Raw genomic sequence first — 23,822 nt, 5'->3', positions numbered from 1 at the left:
CGGACATGATCCGGGGACCTCGGACACGTCCTGTTCCTGTCCGGGGTCCCCGGTTCTTGTTCACACCCCCGCCTGGGAGGCCGAGGTAGGGTCCGGAGGGGGTGTTGGGGGCGGGGCGGCTAGCGTGCGGCGTATGACGGTGTTGCGGTCTGTGGGGTTGTTCGGGGTTGCGGCGGTGGCGGAGATTGGTGGGGCCTGGTTGGTTTGGCAGGGGGTTCGCGAGCATCGCGGGGTGTTGTGGGTGCTCGGCGGGATTCTTGCCCTCGGCGCCTATGGGTTCGTCGCCACGTTGCAGCCCGATCCGCATTTCGGCCGCATTCTGGCGGCGTACGGCGGGGTGTTCGTGGCCGGGTCGTTGCTTTGGGGAGTCGTGCTGGACGGGTTCCGGCCGGACCGCTGGGATCTGGCCGGCGCGGTCGTCTGTCTCATCGGTGTAGGCCTGATCATGTACGCGCCAAGGGCCTGAACTAACCTGCAGATGTGACTGCTGAGCAACGACTTGCGGTGGCGTCGGACGCGCCGGCGATCGCCGGACTGATGCGGGACTCGGTGCTCGCGCTGTTCCCGGCGTACTACGACGCGAAGCAGACCGCGAGCGCTGCCGAGCACATCGCCGTACTGGATCTCGCCCTGATCGAGGACGGCACGTACTACGTGTATGAGGCCGACGGGGAGATCGTGGCCTGCGGCGGGTGGAGCCGGCGGAACAAGCTCTTCAAACAGTACGACCGCGGGTGCCGACGACCGGTTGCTCGACCCGGCGACGGAGCCGGCCCGGATCCGGGCGATGTTCGTCCGCGGCGACTGGACCCGGCGCGGTCTCGGCCGGGCCATCCTCGACACCTGCGCCGCGGCTGCCAAGGCCGAAGGGTTCACCTCGCTCGCGTTGATGGCGACGCTGCCCGGCGTCCCGCTCTACCAGGCCTTCGGTTTCAAGGAAGTGGACCAGGCCGAGCTGACCATGCCCGACGGCGTCGTCCTGGGCGGGGTCGCGATGGAACGCAGCGTCGACTGACCGGAGACCAATCGTGATCGGACACCAACCGTGATCGGACACCCAGCCATGATCGGAGACCAACCATGACCGCAGGGACCACCGTGCTCGCCCCCGACGGCACCGAGGTCGTGCTCGGCGAGATCGGCACCCGGGTGGTGTTCGAGAACACCCGCGTCCGGGTCTGGGAGGTCGCGCTCGACCCGGGTGAGGCGCAGGGCTGGCATCTGCACCACAACCCGTACGTCGTGCTCTGCCTGTCCACGTCGCCCTGTCACATGGACTGGCTCGACGGGAGTCCGGCGCGGCAGCTCAGCGAGACCATCGGCGGTTCGGTCTATCGCCCGGTGTCGCCGGTTCACATGCTCACGAACGACGGCGACGCGGCATACCGGAACCGCCTGATCGAGGTTCTCGACCTCGGCGAGGAGGCGTCGGGCGAGCCGTACGCCGCGCCCGAGGGCGTCGTGGCGGACAGTGGTTTCGACGAGGTCGGCGAGATCCCGGCCAAGGTGGTGCTGGCCGAGGACGACGTACGGGTCACGCATGTCACGCCCGACGCCGACGAGACGTACACGTGGCGCACCGGTGCCTATCCGGCGCTGGTCGTCGACCTTGATCTCGCCACTGAGCCGCTCGAAGGCATCACCTATCTCGAGCCCGGTGAGTCGTACACGCTTCCGGCCAAAGCGACTCGCACGTCCGGCTACAACCTCGTCGAGCTGCTGTACGCGGATCTACGAAACCGCGCCGAGTAGGTACCGGACGTCCGCGGCGCTCGATTGAGTCAGCGCTTCGGCGGCGGTGTGCCGGGCGTACTCGAACGAGATCCGGCGTATGCGGGCCTTCACCAATGGGATCTGTGGACCGACCGCGCTGAGCTCGTGCACCCCCAGACCGACCAGCAACGCCGCCGCCGACGGATCGCTGGCCAGGTCGCCGCAGACGGCTACGTGGACACCGGTCGGGACGTGCCTGACCACATGATCGATCAGTAGCAGAACCGCGGGGTCGAGCCCGTCGGCGAGGGCGGCGACCGCCGTGTTCGTGCGGTCGGCGGCCGTCGTGTACTGGGTCAGGTCGTTGGTCCCGATGCTGACGAAGTCGAGTCCCAGCGCCAGACTGTCGATCCGCAACGCCGCGGCCGGGACCTCGACCATGATGCCCACCTTCAACCCGGCCGGCTGCGGGCCGAGTGCGTCCAGAATTTCGATGCCCCAGGCAACCTCTTCGGCAGTGGTCACCATCGGGAACATCACCTGGACCGGCGTCTCCAGTGCCACTTCACGGACGGCTTGGAGCTGGTCGCGGAGGAGTTCGGGCCGATGGCGGAAGACGCGGAGTCCGCGTTCACCCAGGAACGGGTTCGCCTCGGCGGCCTGCGGGAGGAACGGCAGCGGCTTGTCCCCGCCGATGTCCCAGGTCCGGATCGTGATCGGCTTCCCCTCGAACGCGGCCGCGATCTTGCGGAACACCTCCGCCTGCTCGGCCGTGGTGGGAGCCGTACGCCGGTCGCCGAAGAGCACCTCCGTCCGTACCAGGCCGGATCCGTCGGCTCCGCGCGCGTCTCGGGCGTCCTGGACCGATCCGACGTTCGCCATGACGGGGACCACTCGGCCGTCGGTGGTGACGGCCGGGTGGTCCGCGGTCGCCAGGGCCTGCTCGCGTTCCGCCGTGCGCTCGCGGATCGTCGTACGGAAGGCTTCTTCGTCGGGGTCCACCATGAAGGAGTTGGCGCGCGCATCGAAGGCGACGACGGAACCCAGCGGCACCTGGACATCGCCGATGCCGGTGATCAGGGGGATGCCGCGGGAGCGGGCCACGATGACGCCGTGGCCGGTGGTTCCCGTTGCGCGGATGGCGATTCCGGCGATGCGTTCGGCGTCGAGGATTGCTGCTGTCGCGGCGTCGAGTTCGCGTACTACGAGGACGCCGTCCGCGGGTGGTTCGGCGGATTCGGTGCCGGTGAGGAGGCGTAGTACCCGGTCACGGACGCTGCGGACGTCTTGGGCGCGCTCGCGCTGGTAGGGGTCGTCGAGGGATTCGACGGTCTTGGCCAGGTCGTCGAGGGTCTGACTCCAGGCCTCTGGGGCACTGGCTCCGCGGTCGATGGCTGCGGTGATCTCCCGGAGTTGCGCCGGATCGGCGAGCAGCGCGGCCTGGGCCTCGAAGATCCCGGCCTCGGCCGCTCCGACTCGTGCTGTCGTCTCGCGTTGCACTTGGGCAAGTTCGGCGATCGCGGCGGTGCGGGCGGTCTCCGAGTTCGAGGCCTCCGTGGCGGCGTCGGCGCGTTGGTAGGTGCTCAGATCGATCGCCGTATCCCACACGATCGCCGGCCCTATCGCCACGTCAAGACCCGAACCGCCACGCAGGACAGGCTGCGGCAAGGCTCCGGCTGGTAGATCGCCGAAGGCCTGCTCGGCAAGGACACGAACCGCATCGAGAGCCTCGTCGGCCTGAGGGCCGCTGGCGCCGACTCGCAGGCGGTGCCCCTGCTGGGCGTTGAGGGTGGCGACCATGCTCAGGCTGCCTGCATCGATGGGACCGCGGCCGGTATCCAGATCCGTCAGCGTGACCGAAGCATCGAAGGAGTTGACCAGGGCAACCAACCGCGCCGCAGGTCGAGCATGCAGGCCATGTTCGTTGCTCACCAACACTTCAACACTCTGCTCGTTGTCTGTAGCAACAGTTGCCGAAGGCGTCGGAACATCGCCCAGATGGTCTTGTTTTCCGAGTAGACCGCGCTTGGCCTCGTCGGCGACGGCCTGCAAGGACGCACCGGTCGAGGCGGTGACCACGGCCGCGACCAATCCCTCGACCAGCGGAGCACTCGACAGCACGACCCGCTCGGCGATCTCCGGGTCGACGAACTCCAGCGCCAGCTCCGCGCTCAGGACCGCGCTGCCTAGGTCGAGCAGTACGAGTACGCCGTCCGGGCTGTCGGCCGCAGCGATCGCCTCTGCCACGGCCGCCGCGTCGGTTCCGAAGGTCGTCTCGTCCAGCCCGGCCGCCACGGCGATCACCGGCCGGTTGTCCTCGGCAACCATCTCCGCCGCCAGCCCCAGCGCCGCGTCCGCCAGCGCCCGGCTGTGCGACACCACCACGATCCCGATCACGCGGCGACCGAACTCATCCGAGGGTGCGGGCGGCCGACTCCAGCAGGAGCGTGGTGCTGGTCGCGCCGGGGTCCTGGTGGCCCGCGCTGCGTTCGCCAAGGTAACTCGCACGGCCTTTGCGAGCCACCAATGGGATGGTTGCGTCCCGGCCCTTCGCGGCGGCCTCGGCGGCAGCGACCAGTGCTCCACCCAGGTCCGAACCACCCGCCACCGCTTCGTCGTACGCGTCCAGCGCCGGCGCCCACGCGTCGTACATGGTCTTGTCGTTGAGCTCGGCCTTGCCGCGCGCGAGGATTCCGCCGACTCCCGCCTTCAGTGCCTCGCCGACCGTGGCCGGGGTGATCTCAACGCCCGCCAGCGCGGTCCCCAAGCGGAGGAAGAACGTCCCGTACAACGGTCCGCTCGCCCCGCCGACCTTGCTGACCAGGGTCATCCCGGCCTTCTTCATCAGCTCGTCGGGCGTCTCGAACGTGGTCTCGTCGAGCAGCGCGACCACGGCCGTGAAGCCACGGTCCATGTTGCTGCCGTGGTCCGCGTCGCCGATCGCCGAGTCGAGCTCGGTCAGGTACGCCGCGTTCTCGTGCAGCGTGTTCGCGGCGTCTCGCAGCCAGTTCGCGAAGGCATCGACTCCCATGCTCACGCGCCCCAGCGTAGGCCGGGGGCGTTCACGGGGGCGTCCCAGAGCCGTACCAGCTCGTCGTCCACCTTGAGCAGGGTGACCGAGCAGCCGGCCATCTCGAGCGACGTGATGTAGTTGCCGACCAGCGAGCGAGCCACGGTGATGCCGGCGGCGTCGAGCAGTTGCCGGACCTCGTTGTACATCAGGTAGAGCTCGATCAGCGGCGTACCGCCCATGCCGTTGACGAAGGCGATCACCGAGTCGCCCTGCTGGTACGGCAGGTCGCCGAGCACCGGGTCCACCAGCAGCGCGGCGATGTCCTTGGCCGGTGCGAGCGGCAGCCGCTGCCGGCCGGGCTCGCCGTGGATGCCGATGCCGACTTCCATCTCCTTCTCGGCCAGCTCGAATGTCGGCTTGCCCGCGGCCGGGACGGTGCAGGACGTGAGGGCCATGCCCATGCTGCGGCCGTTGCCGTTGACCTTCCTCGCCAGCTCGGCCACTTCCTGCAGCGGGCGGCCCTCCTCGGCGGCCGCGCCGACGATCTTCTCCAGCAGCACGGTCACGCCGACCCCGCGCCGACCGGCCGTGTACAGGCTGTCCTGGACCGCCACGTCGTCGTCGGTGACCACCGACAACACCTCGGTACCGGCCTCGGCCGCGGCCAGTTCGGCGGCCATCTCGAAGTTCATCACGTCGCCGGTGTAGTTCTTCACGATGTGCAGTACGCCGGCGCCGGCATCGACTTCCTTGGTCGCCGCCATCATCTGGTCGGGCACCGGCGAGGTGAACACCTCACCGGCACACGCGGCATCGAGCATCCCCAGCCCGACGAATCCGCCGTGCATCGGCTCATGTCCCGACCCGCCACCGGAGATCAGTCCGACCTTCCCGGGGCGCGGCGCGTCCTTGCGGTACACGATCCGGTTCTCGTGATCCACCCGGACGTGATCGGGATGCGCGGCCTCGAGCCCACGCAACGCTTCACTCACAACATCGGCCGGGTCGTTGATGAGCTTTTTCATAGCCCCATCTGAGCACACGGCAGCCCGATGCGGCAGCCCCCGACGGCGAGGACTCCGCGGCGACGGCGGGTGGGTCAGTCTTTCGGGCGGAGGAGGGGGCGGACTACTTCGCGGGCGTCGTGGATGCGGGACTTGACGGTGCCGAGGGGGGCGCCCACTAGGGCGGCGATCTCCTCGTACGAGAGTCCGTAGACGTCGCGGAGAACGAGCGGGGTGACCATCTGCGGGCGATCGCGTTCGAGCGTCTCGAGGGCTTCCAGCAGGTCCAGCCGGGTGCCGGCGATGACGCTGGTGGTGCGCGGGTCCGGCTTGTCCATGGTCTCCGGGTTGTGCGCGGCCTGGGCGCTGCGCTTGAGCTTGCGGTACGTCGAGCGGGCCGAGTTCGCCGCGACCGAGTGGGTCCAGGTGGAGAAGCTGCTGCGGCCGGAGTACGAGTTGATCTTGGTGGCGATGTTGAGCAGCGCCTCCTGGGCCGCGTCCTCGGCGTCGGCGGAGTACGGCAGCACGCTGCGGCAGATCCGGAGCACCCGCGGGTAGACCAGCCGGAGCAGGTCGTCCATGGCGTTCTTGTCACCGGCCTGGGCCCGCTCGGCCAGGACCCCGAGGTCGTCGGTCGGAGTGCTGCTCTCGGTCATCTGCGCCTTCGCTGTCATCGGTCCCCGGGCGAGGAACTCGTAATGACCCATAATGCCTTGTATGGGGGTACCAACCAGACTAGGCCGGTATGTCGTGCGGCGACGCCTGGGCTCCGGCGGCTTCGCTACGGTATGGCTCGGTTACGACGAGCAACTGGACGCGGAAGTCGCGGTCAAGGTGCTGGCCGAGAACTGGGCCCACGACGAATCGGTCCGTCACCGGTTCCTCGAGGAGGGCCGGTTCCTGCGCCGGGTCGAGTCCGAGCACGTCGTCCAGGTGCACGACGTCGGTGAACTCGACGACGGCCGGCCGTTCCTGGTGCTCACATACGCCGACCGCGGCACGCTCGCGGATCGCCTGAAGAAGGAGCCCCTGGACCTCCCGAACGCGGTCGACGTGATCGTTCAGGTGGGCCGCGGACTCCAGGCCCTGCACCGACGCGGTCTGCTGCACCGCGACGTCAAACCCGCGAACGTCCTGTTCCGCAGTACGGACGAGGGCGAGCGGGCCGTCCTGTCGGACCTGGGCCTCGGGAAATCCCTGGACGAGGTGTCGAGGATCACGATGCCCGGCGGCACCCCGTCGTACGTCGCGCCCGAGCAGGCGATGGGCGAGCGGCTGGATCCCCGCGCGGACCAGTACGCCCTGGGAGCAGTCGCGTACGCCGCCCTGACGGGACGCTCGCCGCACCAGGTCGACGGGCTCGGCGCGGCCGGTCGGGTCCGTGCTCCGCAACCGCCCAGTTCGCTCGGATTCGCCGTACCGGACAAGGTCGACGCTGCGATCGTCCGCGCGCTGGACCCGGATCGGGAGCAGCGCTGGCCGGACGTCGCCGCCTTCACCCGCGAACTCGTCGGTGCCCTGGACGAGACCACCCACAGCTTCGTGGTTGTCCCGGGCAAGACCGCGAAACCGCCGCTGAGCGAAGCCGAGACCGCGGTTGCCGGGATCGAGGCGAAGGCCGAGCACCCGGCGGATGAGAAGCCGAAGGTCGATCCTGACGAAACAGCGTTGAGTGATTCGAATGCGCCGACCATCGTCAAGACGCCTGCTGCCGCGGCCGAGACCGTCATCGTCGGTTTCGCCGGTTTAAGCCCGCAGGCGCCCGTCGCGAGCGATCTCCCCATGGACGTCCCCAAAGACATGCCAAAGGATGTCGCTGAGAAGGAAACCGCTGCGGTCCCGACGGCGAAGAAGCGGCGCAAGGGCCGCTGGGTGGTTGCCGCCGTGCTGGCCTTCCTGATCGGTGGCGGTGCGGGGTTCGCGGCTCAGCGGTACCTCGAGGACCGTGCGCTCACCGATCTGAACGGCTGTGGTCGCGTGGATCGAACCACTGCTCAAACGTTGGATCATGTGCCTGTCAGCCAGATTTCGGCTGGCTGCAAAGGGCCTACTACGCTGCCGCAGGTCTCAGTCGTGGTGTAGCAGTCCTGGTGCAGAGGGAGAACCGTGAGGGCAGTTGTCGAGCGGCTCCGGCCGTCGCCCGCGTTCGTCCAGTCGAGCCGTCGCAGGTTCTACCGGCTGCGCTCAGCCGTGTTCCGGACCATCTGGCCCAAGTGAGCCTTAACTGAGCAGGGCCTTCAGCTGAGGGGTTCGTCCGAGCGGGTGATGGAGTCGGCGGCGTGCTCCATGATGTCCTCCAGGGCCTTGCGGTCCTGCGGCAGGCCGGTGACGGCGACCTCCGCGGCACAGAGGCCGCTGTCGTCGAGGGAGACCCAGCGGACGATCACGTGCCGGAGGGCCTCGTCCTTGATGTGGGTGTAGGTCAGGGTCGCGCTGGTCGAGACCGGATCGCCTTGTTTGGAAAGGATCCGCACCGCGCCGGGCGAGATCATCAGGTTGGAGATCCGCTCCTCGAGGGACTCCATCGGCCGCCGTTTGATCGTGAAGCCCGCCTCGATCCGGACCCATCGCTTGGCCAGCGGATCGGTGAACCGGAACCAGGTCGGCGGATCCCCGAACGTCATCGTCCAGTTCGACGGCACCCGGACCGTCACGTGCGACTGGACCGCCGCCCGGGCGACGAACGACCGGGTCCGGTATTCCAGCTCGCTCTTCTTCAACGCACGCGTGTTGTCCGGCTTGGCTGTCATCGGGGGTGTGCTCGTTGGCGTGCTGCTCGGGGTGTCGATCGGGGTCAGTGGGCCCGCCAGTCCGCGTGCGCCACCGCGCTGCCCGGCCTCGACCGACGACGTCAGCAAGCCGACGCCATACCCACCGGCGGTACCGACCGCGGCGATCCCGAGCAGGCCGCAGACGAGCAGCAGTGCGCCGACCCAGCGCCCACCCATGGCCCGCCTCCTCCCCGCGTCCGGCCCCAGTCCGTACGTCCAAGACGCCGTATGTCTAAGACGGCTCAGCGCCCGGAAAGGTTGGCCCCAGCCGGCCAGTAAACCGCCGATCCGGTTCACCCGGCCCGAATCGGCCGCACCGCCGACCACGATCTGCCCGATCGGGCCGGGCACGGCCGTCAGCGCGGCGTACGGGCGGTCAGTTCTTCAGCTGGACCGTTTTGGTGGCTTCGAAGAGGACGGCGCCGAGGCCGTCGGCGTCCTGGGGGAGGCCGGTGATGCTCATCTCCACGGTCGCCTTGTCGCCCTCGGTCGCGATCCAGCGGACGATCACGTAGCGCCGGGTCTCGTTCGGGATGTAGGTGTAGATCAGCGTCGCCACCGACCGCGGGTAGCCGTTCTCGTCCTCGATCTCGGCGCTGGACTCCTCCAGGATGCGCAGGTCGTTCTCCGGTGGCTGGCTGTCGCCGAGCCCGCCGACCAGTTTGTCCCGGAACTCCTCCGGGGTCAGGTCCGGCGGGAACCCGGACTCCACCCGTACGCCGCGCTCCCGCAGCGGATCCAGGAACTTCACCTCACCCGGCGTGCTCTTCGAGGTGGTCATGTCCCAGCCCTCGGGCGTGTCGATGGAGATGCGCACCGACGGCCGCGGCCGCTGCCGGACGGTGAAGGTGTGGCCCTGGAACTGCATCCCCTTGGCCTTCAACCCCGGCACGGTGTTCGGCTTCGGCGTCTTCAGCTTGTGCCCGACCGTCGGCGTGTCCGGCGGCAGGGTGGGATCGTTGCTCCCCGACCCGGTCGGGGCAGCCTCGGTCAACCGGCCCGCCTCGTATCCGGCTGCGCCGCCGACGAGTCCGAGCAGCACGACGCCGCTGACCAGCACCGCTGTCTTCACAGGCGCACCACGCTCAGCGGTTGGGCGGACGTCTCAGGCACGCCGCCATTCTGTCATCCGTCGGCTCCGCGCCCGCCCGTTGCCCCGCCGCCCACACCACAGCCCCGGAATGAGCGGCCGCGGCCGGTTCCGGACAGATCGGTGAATCCTTTCAACGAGGTCTTGACAGTTGGCCGAAGTCCTTCGCTACGGTGCCAGCGTGTGGAACATAACACTTCTTCGCGTTTAGTTCTCAGAACTCGACGATAGTTCGGAGGAGTGGACCGAGGCTCAGGAGGACCCGTGGCACCCGAGTTGATCAGCTCATACACCCCGCCGTCGCTCAGCCGGCGCCGGCTCCTGCAGCTGCTGGGTGGCGCGGCCGCGGCCGGCACTCTGGCGGCCTGCGGTGGCGACGGCGGCTCGTCGTCAGCCGGCGACACGCTGAAGGTGATCGGCGTCGGCGACCAGGAGGCCGGTCTGCGGAAGGCGCTCGACGACTACAAGTCGGCGCACTCCGACTTCGACTTCAACCTCTCGTTCGCGCCCGCCGACCAGGTGCAGACCGCGCTCCGGACCCAGCTCGCGGGCGGCAACGCACCCGACCTCCACGTCGTCTACCCGGGCAACGGCAGCGCGATGTCGATGGCCCAGCTGGCCAAGGCGAATCTGCTCGCCGACCTCAGTGACCAGTCCTGGACCCAGAAGATCCCGGCCGGTTTCGCGGGTGCCTTCAAGAACGATGGCAAGACCTACATCTTCTCGCCCGGCAGCAGCATGCTCGGGGCGATCTACAACAAGAAGGCGTTCGCCTCCGCTGGCGTCGAGCCGCCGGCGACCTGGTCGGAGTTGCTGTCGGTCTGCGACAAGCTGAAGAAGAAGGGCATCGTCCCGATCGCGCTCGGCGCACAGACACCGTGGGTCACCCAGCTGATCGACTACGCGCTGGTCCCAGGCACGGTCTACGCGAAGACGCCGGACTTCGACGACAAGATGATCGCCGGCAGCGCCACGTTCGCCGACTCCGGCTGGGCCGACGCGATGGACAAGTACCTCGAACTGCAGAAGAAGGGCTTCTTCAACGACAACCCGAACGGTACGACGTACGAGCAGGCCACCTCGATGGTCGGCACCGGCAAGGCCGCGATGGCCGTCCAGGTGTCCGCCGTGCTGCCGGCCTTCCGGGAGGCCTCGTCGTCGCCGGACGACCTCGGCATGTTCCCGTTCCCGGCCACGGATGTTGCCGCCGACAACTGGATTCCAGGCGGTGTCGTCGTCGGCATCGCGGTCAGCGCGAAGGGAAAGAAGACCGAGCAGGCGAAGAAGTTCATCGAGTACTGCGGCCAGCCGGAGACCGTGAACGCGTGGGCCGAGGCGGTCGCGTGCGTCCCGCTGTACTCCGAGGGCGACCCGAAGGTGGACCCGGTGCTCCAGCCGTTCCTGCCGTACCTGAAGGACAACAAGGCCGTCCCGTTCATGGACCAGCGCTGGCCGAACGCCGAAGTACAGCCCACCCACTTCGCCGTCGTACAGGAACTCCTCGGCGGCAAGACCACGGTCCAGGACGCCCTGAAGAAGATGGACGAGGCCTACCGGAAGACCGCATGACGGCAGTGACCGCACCACCGGCGGCACCAGTGGCGCCGCCCGGCAAACCCGGTCGACGGCGCAAGGGGAGCGGCGGGATCACCCCGCCGTGGCTGTTCGCCGCGCCGGCGCTGCTCGTCTACGCGCTGGTGATGCTCTATCCGAGCATCGCCGGCGCGGGTTCGGCGTTCACCGATTGGTCGGGGGTCGGCGAGCAGCGGTCATTCACCGGCTTGGCCAACTTCAGAGAGTTGGTGCACGACGATCAGGCGCTCGGTGCCTTGCGCAACACGCTGCTGCTGACGCTGGCGATCGTGGTTGTGCAGAACGGCATCGGGTTGTTGCTGGCGTTGGGCGTGCACACCACGATCAAGAGCCGGATGATCCTGCGGGTGATCTTCTTCGCCCCGGTCGTGGTGAGCCCGGTGATGGTGTCGTTCCTCTGGAAGTACGTCTACAACCCGGCGCCGGACGCGGGCCTCAACGCGGCGCTGAACGCGATCGGCCTGGGAGCGCTTCGGCAGGATTGGCTCGGCAATCCGTCGCTGGCGATCTGGTCGGTCGCCTTCACGGTGATCTGGCAGTGCGCCGGGTACTCGATGGTGATCTTCCTGGCCGGGCTGGAAGGCGTGCCGGCTGAATTGCATGAGTCCGCGATGGTGGACGGTGCCGGGACTATCGCGCGGTTCCGGCACATCACCTGGCCGCTGCTCGCGCCGGCGGTGACGATCAACGTGATGCTGTCGACCGTCGGCGGCCTGACCTTGTTCACCCAGATCATCGCGATGACCAACGGTGGGCCTGGCTACGCGACGGACACATTGTCCACGGTCCTGTACAAACAGGCCTTTGTTTACGGGAAGTTCGGCTACAGTACGGCGGTCGCCCTCGTCCTCGCGCTCTTCGTCGCAGCGGTGTCGTTCATCCAGATCGGGTACCTGCGATCGAGGGAGACGACGGCATGAGGACCGGATACCGTCCCCGCACTCTGGTCCGCGAGTTGGTGATGATCGCAGCCGCGGTCGCCTTCCTGTTCCCGGTCTACGCCCTGGTGACGCTGGCCTTCAAGGATCCGGAACAGATCGCGAACAAGCCGCTGTCGCTGCCCGACCCACCATCGGTCAGCAACTTCTCCGAGGCCTGGGAGTCGGCGTCCCTCGGATCAGCGCTGCTCAACAGCACGCTGATCACCGTGTCGAGTGTGCTCATCCTGATCGTGCTCGGGTCGCTGGCGGCGTACTTCCTGGCCCGTACTGCGTCCCGGCTGAGCTACAGCCTGTACATCCTGTTCCTGGTCGGCATCATCCTGCCGTTCCAGCTCGGGATGATTCCGCTGTACCAGCTGGTCAACGACCTGGGTCTGCTCGGGACGTACCAAGGCATGATCCTGTTCTACACCGGGATCCAGCTGCCGTTCACGGTGTTCCTCTACACCGGATTCATCCGGTCGCTGCCGGCCGACTACACCAACGCCGCGTTGATCGACGGAGCCTCGCACCTGCAGGCGTTCGGTTACGTGATCTTCCCGCTGCTGCGGCCGATCACCGGGACCGTGCTGATCCTGAACGCCGTCCAGATCTGGAACGACTTCTTCACCCCGCTGCTGTATCTCGGCGGCTCCGGCCGCGAGACCGTGCCGGTCCGGGTGTTTGCCTTTGTCAACGAGTACACCTCCAACTACGGACTCGTCGCGGCCGGTCTGGTGCTCGCGGCGCTGCCCATCCTGATCGTCTTCCTGCTCCTGCAGCGGTACGTCATTCGCGGTTTCTCCAGCGGCTTGAAGGGTTGACCCGATGTCTCTGCCCGATCGCCTGGCGGAGGTACTGACCGACCCGCCCAGGTCCTTCTCGCCGGTGCCGATCTGGTGGTGGAGTGGAGAACCACTCGACCGGGTGCGGTTGCGCTGGCAGTTGGAGAGGTTCGTGGCGGGCGGCGTCTATCAACTGGTGGTGCTCAATCTGGCGCCGGCCGGATCGGACCATGGTTGCGATGCCGACGATCCGCCGTTCCTGTCCGAGGCGTGGTGGGAGATCTTCCTGGGCGTCTGTGCGGACGCCGAGGACCTAGGCGTTTCGCTGTGGTTCTACGACCAGCTCGGGTTCTCCGGTGCCGATCTGCAGGCGCGTCTGGTCGCCCGGCATCCGTCGTACGCCGGGCGCCGGCTGCAACGGGTCTGTGCTGTCGGGGTTGGGCGACTGGTGGTCGACTGTCCTGCGGGTGGTCGTGCAATCTCAGCTGTCTTGCAGGCATCGGATGGGGGCTCTGGGCAACCGGTTGTTGTGGGCGGCGGTCTGGTCGAGTGTGAGGCTGAGGTGGAGTCGCGGTTGTCGTTGTTCTACGAGACCGATCACGGCTTCGATTACCTGAGCCGCGAGGCCTGTACTGCGTTGCTGGATCAGGTGCACGGGGAGTTCGCCCGGCGGCTCGGGGACAAGTTGGGCACGGTCGTCGTCGGGTCGTTCCAGGACGAGCTGCCCTCGATGCCGACGTGGTCGGAGGGCTTTGCTGACGAGTTCCTGCGTCGGTATGGGTACGACCTCCGCGATCGTCTCGACGCCTTGTGGGATTCGCCGAAGCCGGACGCGCACCGGGTGCGGCGCGACTACCACGCACTGCGGGCCGCCCTCGCCGAGGAGGCGTTCTTCAAGCCGCTCTATGAGTGGCACGAGCGGTACGGACTGGTGGTCGGGTGCGACCAGCAGGATCCGGCGCGGGCCGGTCAACCCGTTGAGGGTGTGGAGTTGTACGCCGACTACGCGCGAACCCATCGTTGGTTCAGTGCCCCTGGTTCCGACCATCACGGGGACGCGCGGATCCACTCGTCGCTCGCGCATCTCTACCAGCGGCCTCGGACGTGGATCGAGGCGTTCCACTCCACTGGTTGGGGCGGGACGTTGGAGGAGACGTTCGACTGGTTGCTGCCGTGGTTGCGTACCGGTGCGACGCTCTACAACCCGCACGCCGTCTACTACACGACCCGGGCCGGTTGGTGGGAGTGGGCGCCGCCTTCGACGGATTGGCGGCAGCCGTACTGGAGACATCACAAGCAGTTCGCGGATACCGTCGCGCGGTTGTGTGCCACGTTGTCGTTGGGGCGGCATGTCTGCGAGGTCGCGGTGTTGTTCCCCAATGCGACTGCTCAGGCCGATTTGACGATGGACGGTCCCGGAGTGGACGCAGTACGGGCTCAGCGGGTATATCGGGAGTTGGTGGGGGACGCGACCTGGTTCGCGCCGCGGCTCGGCGTACTGGATCGCGCGCGGTGGGATGCCGATGTGATCGACGACGATTCGCTGGCTTCGGCGAAGGTGGAGGACGGGGTCGTGCCGCGGTTGTCGGTTGCTGGCGAGCGGTACGCGGCTGTGGTGTTGCCAGCGGCAACGGTTTTGGAGGAGGGGGTGGCCGGGCGGCTGGAGGAGTTTGCGGCTGCCGGTGGGCTGGTGGTTGCTGTGGGGACGCTTCCGTCGGGTGGTGAGCTGTTCGGTGGGGCTCGGCTGGCGGCGACGGCTGAGGAGGTGCCGGAGGCGTTGGCTGGGGTGCCGCGTCGGGTCGAGGCTGAGGTTCCGACGTTGGCTCGTGAGGTGGATGACGCGTTGGTGGTCTTCGTCACCGCGACCGAGTGGAGTGCTACCCGGGTTGGTGATGGACGATCGGTTGGGCGGGGGATCAGTCATGACTGGGCGACTGTTGGTTATGACTTCGATCCTGGTCGGTATCTGACCGAGGTGACGTTGCGGGTCCGGGATGCTCCAGGGCTGCCGGTGTTGTGCTCGCCGTTCGATGGCCGGACGAAACCGCTTGTTTGCAAGGTTGTTGGGGACATTACGGAAGTGACTGTGCCGCTTGATCAGGGGCCTGCGGCGTTGGTGGTGTTTGCTTCGGGCAATGAGGCTGGTGGGTCGGCTGATGCGCGTGATTGGGTCTCTGAGGAGTTGGCCGGGGAGTGGGACGCGACGTTGATCCCGACGTTGGACAACACGTGGGGCGACTTCGCGTGGCCGGCTGGGCAGGCTGGCGATGAGGTGGTCGTGGAGCGGTGGGGGTTGCTGCATCGGGTCGAGGGTGAGGCTGAGTGGAGGCCGGCGCACGCGATGCACGGGCCGCATGGGTTGATCGACGGGGTGCCGGTGGAGTACTCCGAGCGGCTGGGGATCCGGAAGGATCACATCCATCGGCACGCGCTCGGGCCGAAGGGACATGTGCCGGAGGAGTTCCTCGATTTCGGTGTCGTGAGGGCTGGGGAGACGGTCGGCTTTCGGGCCGCGTTCATGCTTGACGAGCCGCTCGACGCGACGATCGTGGTGGGTGCGGCTGCGGCGAAGGAGGTTTTGATCGATTCGGTGCCGGTTGCTGTCGATGACGCGGGCGGGCAGTTCGGTACTGCGGTCTTGGGGCTCGCCGCGGGTGATCATCTGGTGGAGTTGCGGTTGACGCCTGAGGTGGAGCTGCCGTTGCGGGCCAACCTTGCGTTCGTACGGGACGTGGCGGCGTACCGGCGTCCTGAGTGGATTGCGCTGGCCGAACCACCTTCCGGCGGTACGGCGATCCGGTACAGCACGACCGTTGTACCGGGGGACACGACCGAGGTCACGTTGACGGCGAGCGGGTCGGCACGGCTGCTCGTCAACGGGGTTGAGGTGGGGCGGCAGGGTGGGTTCCTGCCGTATGAGCGACCGACTCCCCGGGTCCGGCGGTACGACCTGGCGGCCGCGCTTCGGTCGGGGGAGGCATTGAACGTTGTGTCGGTCGAGGTGACGCAGCCTTCGCCGATCATGGTTGACGGGTTGGTGGTGTCCGATCACGACTGGGTTGCCGAGGTGGGGGGCGCGCGGGCGGACGTCGTACGGCGGCGGGAAGTGCATCGGTCGCTGGCGGATCTGTATCTCCACCGGCGACCGCATCCGTTGCCGGCTGCTGCGTGGTTGGACGGCACCGATACCTCGGTGGTCGAGGCGATCACGTTCGCTGTTCCGCGGGAGGAGCCGTCGCGGGTCGAGCAGTTCCGGTTCGAGCTGCCGCCCGGGGCTGTGCGGCTCGAGCTCGACGTGGTCGGTGAGGCAACGGTCAGCATCGACGGGACCAAGGTGGCCGCGGGGTCTGGTCGGCTGGCCGCCGAGGTGCCTGCGGGCTCGCGGGTTGGGGTGGTGGAGGTGCGGACTCGGCCCGGGTTTGAGGGTGGGGCTGCGTTGGCGGGGCCGATTCGGGCGGTGGTTGGAGCTGGTCGGATCGGGTTGGGGGATTGGCAGGAGCAGGGGCTTGCGGGGTACAGCGGTGGGGTGCGGTACCGGCGGCGGATCACGGTCGCCGACGCCGATCAGGTCCGGCTGGATCTCGGCCGGGTGCGGGGTACCGCCGAGGTGTTCGTGGACGGGCGGAGTGCGGGGGTGCGGTTCTGCGCGCCGTACGTGTTCGAGCTGACCGAGTTGGTGGGTGGTGAGCACACGCTCGATATCGAGGTGTTCGGCACGGTCGCGCCGTACCTGGATGCGGTCAGCCCGACCCACTTCGTGTTCGAGGGGCAACGGGTGTCGGGGCTGTTCGGTCCCGTCAGGCTTCTCTGGAGTTAGTGTCGATCTGACGCCAGGCCGTTCGTGTAGGGGGTGACAGAACGGCATCGAGCAGAGGAGTTGTCCCATGTCCGAGGTTCTGCTGACCGGATTGGTGATCGGGGAGTCGGCGCGCTGGCACGAGGGCCGGTTGTGGCTGTCGAACTGGGGAGCGCAGGAGATTCTGGCCGTCGACGAGAACGGCAAGAGCGAGGTGATGGCCAAGGTCCCGACCACCATCCCGTTCTCCATCGACTGGCTGCCGGACGGACGGCTGCTGGTGGTCTCGGGTCCGGAGGGCCGGTTGCTGCGCCAGGAACCGGACGGCAGCCTGGTCGACCACGCCGACCTGCGCGGACTGGGCGCCGCCGGTCTGAACGAGATCGTCGTCGACGGCCGCGGCAACATCTACCTCAACGGCGGCTGCACCTTCACCCCGGACGAGGGGCAGGCGCCCGGACTCATCCTGCTCGTCACCCCCGACGGTTCGGTACGCCGGGTCGCCGACGAACTCTCGTTCCCCAACGGGATGGTGGTGACGCCCGACAACCGGACCCTCGTCATCGTCGAGTCGTTCGCGTCGCAAATGACGGCGTACGACATCGCCGACGACGGCACCCTGTCGAACCGGCGGGTCTGGGCCCCGGTGACGGGCGACGGGATCAGCCTCGACGCGGACGGCGCGATCTGGGCACCCGGCTGGACGGAAGACTGGCAACCCGTCTGCCAGCGCGTCGCCGAGGGCGGCGAGATCCTGGATCGAATCCACGTCGACCACGCCTGCTTCGCCTGCGCCCTGGGCGGCGACGACGGCCGCACCCTGTTCATGCTCACCGCCGACTGGCGCATGAACGAAGGCTTCGAGGACAACCTCAATCGCCTGACCACCGGCCCCCGAACCGGCCAACTCCTAACCGCCCCAGCCCCCACCCCCGCCGCCGGCCACCCCTGACCAACCTGGGGCAGTAGTTAGTAGATCTCGATTCGGTCGAGGCTGACTTGGGTGCTGGTGGAGGCGGGGTTCTTGTCGCCGGTTACTCGGATCTTGAGGGTGTGAGGGCCGGGGGCGAGGGTGGGGCTGACGTAGATGAGTTGTTCGCCTACGCGGATGGAGCTGTAGTAGTCGACGCGTTGTTCGGGGCCGCCGTCGATGGAGATGGCGGCGATGCCGTTGCCGACGTCGAGCACGCTGAGCAGGGCGACCTTCGTCCCGTTGAAGCGGATCGCCGCGGAGGCGTTCGCGATACCGGTCCAGTGGTCGTTGCCCCAGAAACACTGGGTTCCACAGCCGGATCCGGAGTTCCACGTACCGGCGTACTCGATCTGGTTCAGGCCGGTGCCGGTGTCGGTGTCGTTGATCACCGAGGTCGGTGCGCCGGGGTCGCCGGACGGGAGCGTCTGGGTCGCTCCGGCGGCGAGGGGGCGGCCGAGGTTCGGGGTGCCGTCGGCGTTCCAGCTGATCTTCTGGACCCGGCTGGTGCGGAAGGCGTACGTGTAGGTGCTGGTGTTCTTGCCGTGGTACGCGATCCAGTCCTCGGTGCCGTCCGGCGAGGTGAAGAACGAGTGGTGCCCGGGTCCCCAGACGCCGGTCGGGTCATTGCGGGAGAAGATCGGGCCGGCGTGCTGCACCCAGTTCGACGCGACCATCGGGTCGGCGCCGTTCGCGATGCTCTTCATCCACAACTGGTAGTCGGGCTTGCCCGTGTCGCAGGTGGAGTAGGTGAGGAACGTCCGCCCGTTCCGGTACAACGGTGTCGGCCCTTCCCGTACTTCGGTACATCCGCCGCTGGCCGGGATCGCGACCCGTGCACCCGTCGCCGTCCAGGGGTTGCTCATCCGGACGATGTAGAGCTGCGCCGGTCCGCCCATCCCTCGACCCGGGCCGGCCCAGACGAAGTACTGCTGTCCGTTGTGGGTGATCGGCTCGCCGTCGATCGCGTACTCGCCGAAGTCCGCGATCTTCGCCTTGAACGTGTACGGACCGAGCGGGTCGTCCCCGGCCGACTCGAGCACGTACATCCTGTGGTTCGCGTCCACGCCGTCGGAGGCCGTGTAGTACACGTACCAACGGTTCCCGACGTGCCGGAACGCCGGGGCCCACATCTGCGTGTTCCGGCTCGGATCGGTCTCCCGGTACACCACCGTCTCCGGCGCGACCAGCAGGGTGGCGAGACTCGGCGAGGACCAGATGCCGATGTGGTCACCGGTGGTCGTCGCCACGTAGTACTTGCCGTTGTAGAACATCAGCGAGGGGTCGGCCCCGGCATTCACCGGGTTGCGGAAACTCTGCGCCATCACGACCTCCGGTTCCCGGGGTTCGGCTGCCGAGGCGGTTCCGGTGAGCAGCAGGGCGGTCAGTACGACGGTCAGGAGCGGACGGACGAACGTCATGGTCGGACCTCTTCCGTGGGGCGGACGTCGGAAACCCGTGACCTCGTTCCTACAACGTTGGAACGGCGGAGTAAACAGTTCCCACCCAGATCGAAAGGTCGTGGTGGGGCGCCGGAACCCGCGGACCCGGCAGGGCGTCGTACGGCGCATGAAGCTCAAGGTGCGAGTGGTGCACTACAGCTGCCACGGCATGGAGTGCTGGTACGCCGATATCGACGACGCCGACGATCGGCAGCCGGACGACCCGTATTGGTACGTCGACGGCTGCCGCACGCATGCGGACGCGCTCACCGCCGCGTGCACCGAGCTCGCCGCCCTCGACCAGTCCATCGCCGCCGGCGCGACCCCACGCCGGGTCAGCGCCACCTCAGCCGCCTGATCGCGGTGAGCACGGCCCGCTGTCAGTAGAGCGGTCCGCCGGCTAGTAGAGCGGCACCGTTGGCGGACAGAAATCCATTGCGCAGGGCAACCATTGTCTCGGTCAGCAGGTCGGTGCTGGGTTTTATCAGCTCCTGGTCCAGCAGATGCGTCTGCCCATCCAGCTCGTACTCGCGGGCGCTGGTCGTCACCAGGTTGATCAGCTCGGTGTTGCTCCGCAAAGTCAAACGCTGCAAGGCGATCCGATGCGCGGCGACGCCCCGCAGACCGAGCCGGAGCCGCTCACCGACGACGATCTCGGCCCACGCCTCCGCCAGCCGGCCGGTCAATCCGCCGGCCCCGAACCACGGTTCGACCGCCACCGCGAGCCTCGCCCGATAGCCGTCCAGCCAGGGCGAGCAGTCGCCGTCGATCGGCTCCGCCGTGAACACCGCGGGAATCGTCCCGTCCGCCACGACCTCACGCAGTACCGCGACCTTCTCCCGCACTCCCGCGAACCTCGGCGACCCGGCGAACAGGTCCAGCTCGTACTCCACCAGGATCCCAAGCCGCCGCAACATCTGTACTGCGAGCACCACGTCGCGCAGCTTGACCGGATCACCGGCCACCCCGGAGAGGTCGATGCGGGCCAGGAACAACCCGTTGTCGCGGAGCGCCGTGAACGGACCGGCCGCCACGTCTCGCGGCGTACAAGAGGTGCTCCACAAGACATGCCCGAGCAGGCCCTCGGCTGCCAGCCGTTTGACCACATCGGTCCCGAACGGCACACCTGGACGTGCCGAATCACAATGCAGGGTCAGAAGAGTGGCTCCGTGCAAGCAGTCGGTGAACCGGCGCAGCACCACCGTGCCCTGATCAGTATCCATGGTCCCCCCACGATGCCGATCGCCTCACCCCAACCTCCGCCCACCCAGCCCTGATGTCAAGCACTGTCTGTGAGTGACGACATGTGTGCTGACGGCAACGGTCACGGCCGGAAGAGGGCTGTGAGCAACGGACGACGGAGAGTGGTGACCATTCACTGGACGTGTCCTAGGCGAAACGCTGAGGGGCCAATAAACTTTACGAAGATTTAGGCGTGACGATCGGATGGCCTGGTCGTTGATGAGTCAGAGACTTGTTGACCGTCGGGTCTCCTGGGGAATCCGGAAGGGCCGCCCGTGCATCGATTCAATCCGCCGCCAAGTTGGCCTCAGCCGCCGAGTGCCGGCTGGCGCCCGCCGCTCGACTGGAAGCCGGATCCTGCCTGGCCGGAGCCGCCGGCCGGCTGGAGATTCTGGGTCGACCGCCACGGCCGGAAGTCGCACGGCCCGATCGGAGCATGGGGTGCCGTTGGCGCCGGCCGTCTCGAGGTCGCGACCGCCGACAGGATGCTGCTCCTGATGCATACCTGATAGCTGCTCGTCGCCGAGAACCCCGCTGCCATGCTGTCTGGACGCGGGGTTTCTTAGTGTCCGCTTACGGTCAAAGACTGGATTTCTTATCGCGATCTGATGTTATGTTACCAACGCAGCTAACATCGGTGAGGGGAGGCGGTCGTGGCGTGGATCGGCGTGGACCTCGGCACCCAGAGCGTCCGGGCCGTGCTGGTGGACGCCGACGGCACCGTCCTCGCCCGCGCCGCCCGACCGCTGACCAGCCGCCGCAGCGACAACAGGCATGAGCAGGACCCGAGCGACTGGCTAACCGCGGTCGACCAGGTCCTGGCCGAGGTCTCGTCCAAAGAGGTCGAAGGCCTCGCGATCTGCTCCACCTCTGGCACCGTTCTCCTCACCGATCAGACCGGCCGCCCGGTCACCCCGGCTCTCATGTACGACGACGCCCGCGCCGCCGACCTGCTCCCGAGGGTCAGAGCGGCGGACCCGGATCGTTGGGCCACTTCGATGCAGCCCACCTGGGCCCTCCCGAAGATCCTCTGGCTGAACCCCCAAGAGCCGAACACCGCAGAGTTGAATCCCCGAGGCCGGCGCATCGCCCACAGCGCGGACGTCGTCGCCGCGGATCTCGCCGGTCACCCTGTCGCCACCGACACCAGCCACGCCCTCAAGACGGGCTACGACCTGACCGTCGACGCCTGGCCGCAGCAGGCCTTCGACAAGCTCGGACTGCCCGCCGAACTGCTCCCGGAGGTAGTCCTCCCCGGCACCGTGATCGGCCACGTCTCAGCGGCGAAAGCCCAGGTCACGGGGGTCCCCGAGGGCACACCGATCATGGCCGGGATGACCGACGGATGCGCGGCCCAGCTCGCCGCCGGCGCACTCACCCCCGGCGCATGGAACTCCGTCCTCGGCACCACCCTCGTCCTCAAAGGCGTCACCAAGGATCTGATCGTCGACCCGACCGGCGCCGTCTACAGCCATCGGCACCCCGATGGCGGCTGGCTTCCCGGCGGCGCGTCCAACACCGGCGCCGGCGCCCTCACCACGATGCTCCCCGGTGCCGACCTCGACGCACTCGACCGCGCCGCGATCGACCTCACCGCCGGCCGAGGCCCGATCGACGCGACCATCTACCCGCTGACCAAACCGGGCGAGCGATTCCCGTTCGTCGCCCCCGACGCCCAGGGCTTCGAGCTCGGCGACGTCCCCGACGAACTGCACCGGTACGTCGCGGTCCAGCAGGGCGTCGCCTTCATCGAGCGCCTCGCCTTCGAGCACCTGGCCGACCTCGGCGCCGAATCACCGCGTTCCGTCTCGCTCACCGGCGGCGCGGTTCGCAGCGAGCACTGGAACCAGCTCCGCGCCGACGTCCTCGGCGTACCGGTCGAGTTGCCCGCGGCCCCCGATCCGGCGTACGGGATGGCGGTGCTCGCGGCGTCGGCCGGTGGGTCGGTGGCGGACACGGCAAGCCGGATGGTCCGCACCGCGCGCGTGATCGAACCGCGGCCGCAACCGAAGCTCACTGACCTGTACTACGAGTTCGTGGCCGAGCTGGATCGCCGGGGGTATCGCGGATGAGGACGATCGTCGTGTTCGCGCGGCACGGGCGGACCGAGTGGCACCACGGCAACCGGTACACCGGCGTCACGGATCTGCCGATCGACGAGGTCGGCCGCAGGCAAGCGGAGTACTTGAAGGACTGGGCCGAGGGGTTCCGCCCCGACGCGCTCTGGTCGTCGCCGATGCTCCGCGCTCGGCAGACGGCGCAACCGGCGGCCGACGCGCTCGGGCTGACCCCGACGATCGACGGCCGCCTCCGTGAGGTGGACTTCGGGTCCGCCGAGGGCAAGATGCTGGGCGAACTCCCGCCGGCCGTGGCGACGGCGTTCGAGCTGGACCCGGTCGGCAGCCACTTCCCGGGCGGTGAGAATCCGGCCAAGGCGGCCGATCGGGTGGTGGAGGCGTTCGACGAGATCGGCCGGGCGCATCAGGGCGGGAAGGTGCTGGTGATCGCGCACAACACGCTGATCCGGCTGCTCGTCTGCCGGGTGCTCGGCCTGGAGTTGCGGGAGTACCGCAGACTGCTCCCGGTACTCGGGCCCGCGGCGTTGGTGCGGTTGCGGTGGCAGGACGGCACAGTGGGTCTCGAGGCCTACAACACACCGGCTGTCCGAACGGAGATCCCCGCATGACCGAGCTCGACGGTGACACCACAGAACTGAGCCGCCCGGCCCGCCGCCAGGCCGAGATCGCGGCGTACGTCGTGAAGCACGGCTCGGTCTCCGCGAACGACCTGGTCGAGGCGTTCGGGGTGAGCGTGATGACGGTGCACCGCGACCTGGACGAACTGGAGCGGCGCGGTGTCGTCCGCAAGTACCGCGGTGGGGTGACCGCGCAGCCGACCAGCGTGTTCGAGAGCAACGTCGCGTACCGGCTGACCACCGCGCAGGCGGAGAAGATGGCGATCGCACGGCACGCCCGGACGATGATCGAGCCGGGCATGTCGGTGATGCTCGACGACTCGACCAGCGCGCTGGCCCTGGTCGACCTGCTCGAGGACATCACTCCGTTGACAGTGGCAACGAACTTCCTGCCGGCGATCGCCAAGCTGACCGGGTACCGCGACGTCACGCTGCTCGCACTCGGCGGGATCTACTCCGCGACGCACGACTCGTTCGGCGGGATGCCGTGTGCCGAGGCGGTCGAGGCGCTGAACACGGACCTGCTGTTCTGCAGTGTCTCGGCGGTGTCGGCGACGCACGCGTTCCACCAGGAGCAGGAGATCGTGCTGGTCAAGCAGGCCATGCTTCGGGCCGCTCGGACCAAGGTCCTGCTGGTCGATCACGTCAAGTTGCAGCGGACCGCTCTGCACCGGTTGGCCCCGCTGACCGACTTCGACGTGGTCGTGGTGGACGAGAAGACCCCGGCCGAACTGATCCAGGCCGCCCGCGACCACGGCGCCACCGTGGAGGTAGCCAAACTCTAGGAG

21 protein-coding genes are annotated in these 23,822 nt (G+C 68.0%); 13 read left to right on the top strand and 8 right to left on the bottom strand.

Features of this window, described 5'->3' with window-relative positions; genetic code table 11:
• Positions 1-133: 133 nt before the first annotated feature.
• From EV643_RS01005 to EV643_RS00995, 3 genes are all read left to right on the top strand, one after another.
• Positions 134-466: a YnfA family protein gene (locus EV643_RS01005; RefSeq protein ID WP_133798006.1), complete on the top strand. Its 333-nt coding sequence runs from the start codon at positions 134-136 to the stop codon at positions 464-466.
• A gap of 192 nt (positions 467-658) precedes the next feature.
• Positions 659-1,015 (top strand): GNAT family N-acetyltransferase, encoded by a 357-nt coding sequence (locus tag EV643_RS01000; RefSeq protein ID WP_202869341.1) that lies wholly within the window; start codon positions 659-661, stop codon positions 1,013-1,015.
• Positions 1,016-1,080: 65 nt separating this feature from the next.
• Positions 1,081-1,752 (top strand): cupin domain-containing protein, encoded by a 672-nt coding sequence (locus tag EV643_RS00995; protein WP_133798005.1) that lies wholly within the window; start codon positions 1,081-1,083, stop codon positions 1,750-1,752.
• Here the strand turns inward: EV643_RS00995 and ptsP are convergent.
• The 4 genes from ptsP to EV643_RS00975 all read right to left on the bottom strand — a co-directional run bounded on the left by ptsP (position 1,732) and on the right by EV643_RS00975 (position 6,437).
• Positions 1,732-4,110: a phosphoenolpyruvate--protein phosphotransferase gene (gene ptsP, locus EV643_RS00990; protein ID WP_133798004.1), complete on the bottom strand. Its 2,379-nt coding sequence runs from the start codon at positions 4,108-4,110 to the stop codon at positions 1,732-1,734. The two genes, EV643_RS00995 and ptsP, sit on opposite strands and share 21 nt — an antisense overlap.
• A 13-nt stretch (positions 4,111-4,123) precedes the next feature.
• Positions 4,124-4,744: a dihydroxyacetone kinase subunit DhaL gene (gene dhaL, locus EV643_RS00985; RefSeq protein ID WP_133798566.1), complete on the bottom strand. Its 621-nt coding sequence runs from the start codon at positions 4,742-4,744 to the stop codon at positions 4,124-4,126.
• A 2-nt stretch (positions 4,745-4,746) separates the two neighbouring features.
• Positions 4,747-5,751 (bottom strand): dihydroxyacetone kinase subunit DhaK, encoded by a 1,005-nt coding sequence (dhaK, locus tag EV643_RS00980; protein ID WP_133798003.1) that lies wholly within the window; start codon positions 5,749-5,751, stop codon positions 4,747-4,749.
• A gap of 74 nt (positions 5,752-5,825) precedes the next feature.
• Entirely contained in the window at positions 5,826-6,437 is a 612-nt protein-coding gene (locus EV643_RS00975; protein ID WP_238165268.1) for an RNA polymerase sigma factor, read from the bottom strand.
• A 10-nt stretch (positions 6,438-6,447) separates the two neighbouring features.
• Between EV643_RS00975 and EV643_RS00970 the strand changes: the two genes are divergently transcribed.
• Positions 6,448-7,812: a serine/threonine-protein kinase gene (locus EV643_RS00970; RefSeq protein WP_133798002.1), complete on the top strand. Its 1,365-nt coding sequence runs from the start codon at positions 6,448-6,450 to the stop codon at positions 7,810-7,812.
• 155 nt (positions 7,813-7,967) lie between these two features.
• Here EV643_RS00970 and EV643_RS00965 read toward each other — a convergent pair whose 3' ends face one another.
• Both EV643_RS00965 and EV643_RS00960 read right to left on the bottom strand, forming a co-directional pair.
• Positions 7,968-8,678 carry a hypothetical protein gene (locus tag EV643_RS00965; protein ID WP_133798001.1) on the bottom strand — a complete coding sequence of 237 codons (711 nt, stop codon included), beginning with the start codon at positions 8,676-8,678 and terminating at the stop codon, positions 7,968-7,970.
• A 199-nt stretch (positions 8,679-8,877) separates the two neighbouring features.
• A complete protein-coding gene (locus tag EV643_RS00960) occupies positions 8,878-9,573 on the bottom strand; it encodes a hypothetical protein (RefSeq protein ID WP_133798000.1) in 696 nt (231 codons plus the stop codon).
• A 282-nt stretch (positions 9,574-9,855) separates the two neighbouring features.
• Between EV643_RS00960 and EV643_RS00955 the strand changes: the two genes are divergently transcribed.
• The 5 genes from EV643_RS00955 to EV643_RS00935 all read left to right on the top strand — a co-directional run bounded on the left by EV643_RS00955 (position 9,856) and on the right by EV643_RS00935 (position 17,637).
• On the top strand, positions 9,856-11,160 hold the full coding sequence (locus tag EV643_RS00955) for an ABC transporter substrate-binding protein (RefSeq protein ID WP_133797999.1): 1,305 nt from the start codon (positions 9,856-9,858) through the stop codon (positions 11,158-11,160).
• Positions 11,157-12,104, top strand: coding sequence for a carbohydrate ABC transporter permease (locus EV643_RS00950; protein WP_133797998.1), 948 nt, complete (start codon positions 11,157-11,159; stop codon positions 12,102-12,104). The genes EV643_RS00955 and EV643_RS00950 overlap by 4 nt, the downstream gene beginning before the upstream one ends.
• Entirely contained in the window at positions 12,101-12,928 is an 828-nt protein-coding gene (locus EV643_RS00945; protein ID WP_133797997.1) for a carbohydrate ABC transporter permease, read from the top strand. The genes EV643_RS00950 and EV643_RS00945 overlap by 4 nt, the downstream gene beginning before the upstream one ends.
• Positions 12,929-12,932: 4 nt before the next feature.
• Entirely contained in the window at positions 12,933-16,706 is a 3,774-nt protein-coding gene (locus EV643_RS00940; RefSeq protein WP_133797996.1) for a hypothetical protein, read from the top strand.
• 67 nt (positions 16,707-16,773) lie between these two features.
• Positions 16,774-17,637, top strand: coding sequence for an SMP-30/gluconolactonase/LRE family protein (locus EV643_RS00935; RefSeq protein ID WP_133797995.1), 864 nt, complete (start codon positions 16,774-16,776; stop codon positions 17,635-17,637).
• A gap of 17 nt (positions 17,638-17,654) precedes the next feature.
• Here the strand turns inward: EV643_RS00935 and EV643_RS00930 are convergent, their stop codons facing one another.
• Complete coding sequence (locus EV643_RS00930; RefSeq protein WP_133797994.1) at positions 17,655-19,076, bottom strand: glycoside hydrolase family 43 protein; 1,422 nt, start codon at positions 19,074-19,076, stop codon at positions 17,655-17,657.
• Positions 19,077-19,224: 148 nt separating this feature from the next.
• On the opposite strand from EV643_RS00930, the gene EV643_RS00925 reads away from it, so the two are divergent.
• On the top strand, positions 19,225-19,455 hold the full coding sequence (locus EV643_RS00925) for a hypothetical protein (RefSeq protein ID WP_133797993.1): 231 nt from the start codon (positions 19,225-19,227) through the stop codon (positions 19,453-19,455).
• Between the two features lie 22 nt (positions 19,456-19,477).
• Here EV643_RS00925 and EV643_RS00920 read toward each other — a convergent pair whose 3' ends face one another.
• Complete coding sequence (locus tag EV643_RS00920; protein WP_133797992.1) at positions 19,478-20,320, bottom strand: hypothetical protein; 843 nt, start codon at positions 20,318-20,320, stop codon at positions 19,478-19,480.
• Positions 20,321-20,992: 672 nt separating this feature from the next.
• Between EV643_RS00920 and EV643_RS00910 the strand changes: the two genes are divergently transcribed.
• Genes EV643_RS00910 through EV643_RS00900 form a run of 3 tightly spaced genes read left to right on the top strand, consistent with a single transcriptional unit; the run spans position 20,993 to position 23,819 of the window.
• A complete protein-coding gene (locus EV643_RS00910) occupies positions 20,993-22,411 on the top strand; it encodes an FGGY-family carbohydrate kinase (RefSeq protein ID WP_133797990.1) in 1,419 nt (472 codons plus the stop codon).
• Positions 22,408-23,025: a histidine phosphatase family protein gene (locus tag EV643_RS00905; RefSeq protein WP_133797989.1), complete on the top strand. Its 618-nt coding sequence runs from the start codon at positions 22,408-22,410 to the stop codon at positions 23,023-23,025. The genes EV643_RS00910 and EV643_RS00905 overlap by 4 nt, the downstream gene beginning before the upstream one ends.
• On the top strand, positions 23,022-23,819 hold the full coding sequence (locus EV643_RS00900) for a DeoR/GlpR family DNA-binding transcription regulator (protein ID WP_133797988.1): 798 nt from the start codon (positions 23,022-23,024) through the stop codon (positions 23,817-23,819). The genes EV643_RS00905 and EV643_RS00900 overlap by 4 nt, the downstream gene beginning before the upstream one ends.
• The last annotated feature ends 3 nt before the right edge of the window (positions 23,820-23,822 follow it).

The organism is Kribbella caucasensis, assembly GCF_004361855.1.
Classification (GTDB): Bacteria; Actinomycetota; Actinomycetes; order Propionibacteriales; family Kribbellaceae; genus Kribbella; species Kribbella caucasensis.
Note: the sequence above shows the minus strand (reverse complement) of the source record. Positions and strands in the feature narration are given on the sequence as shown.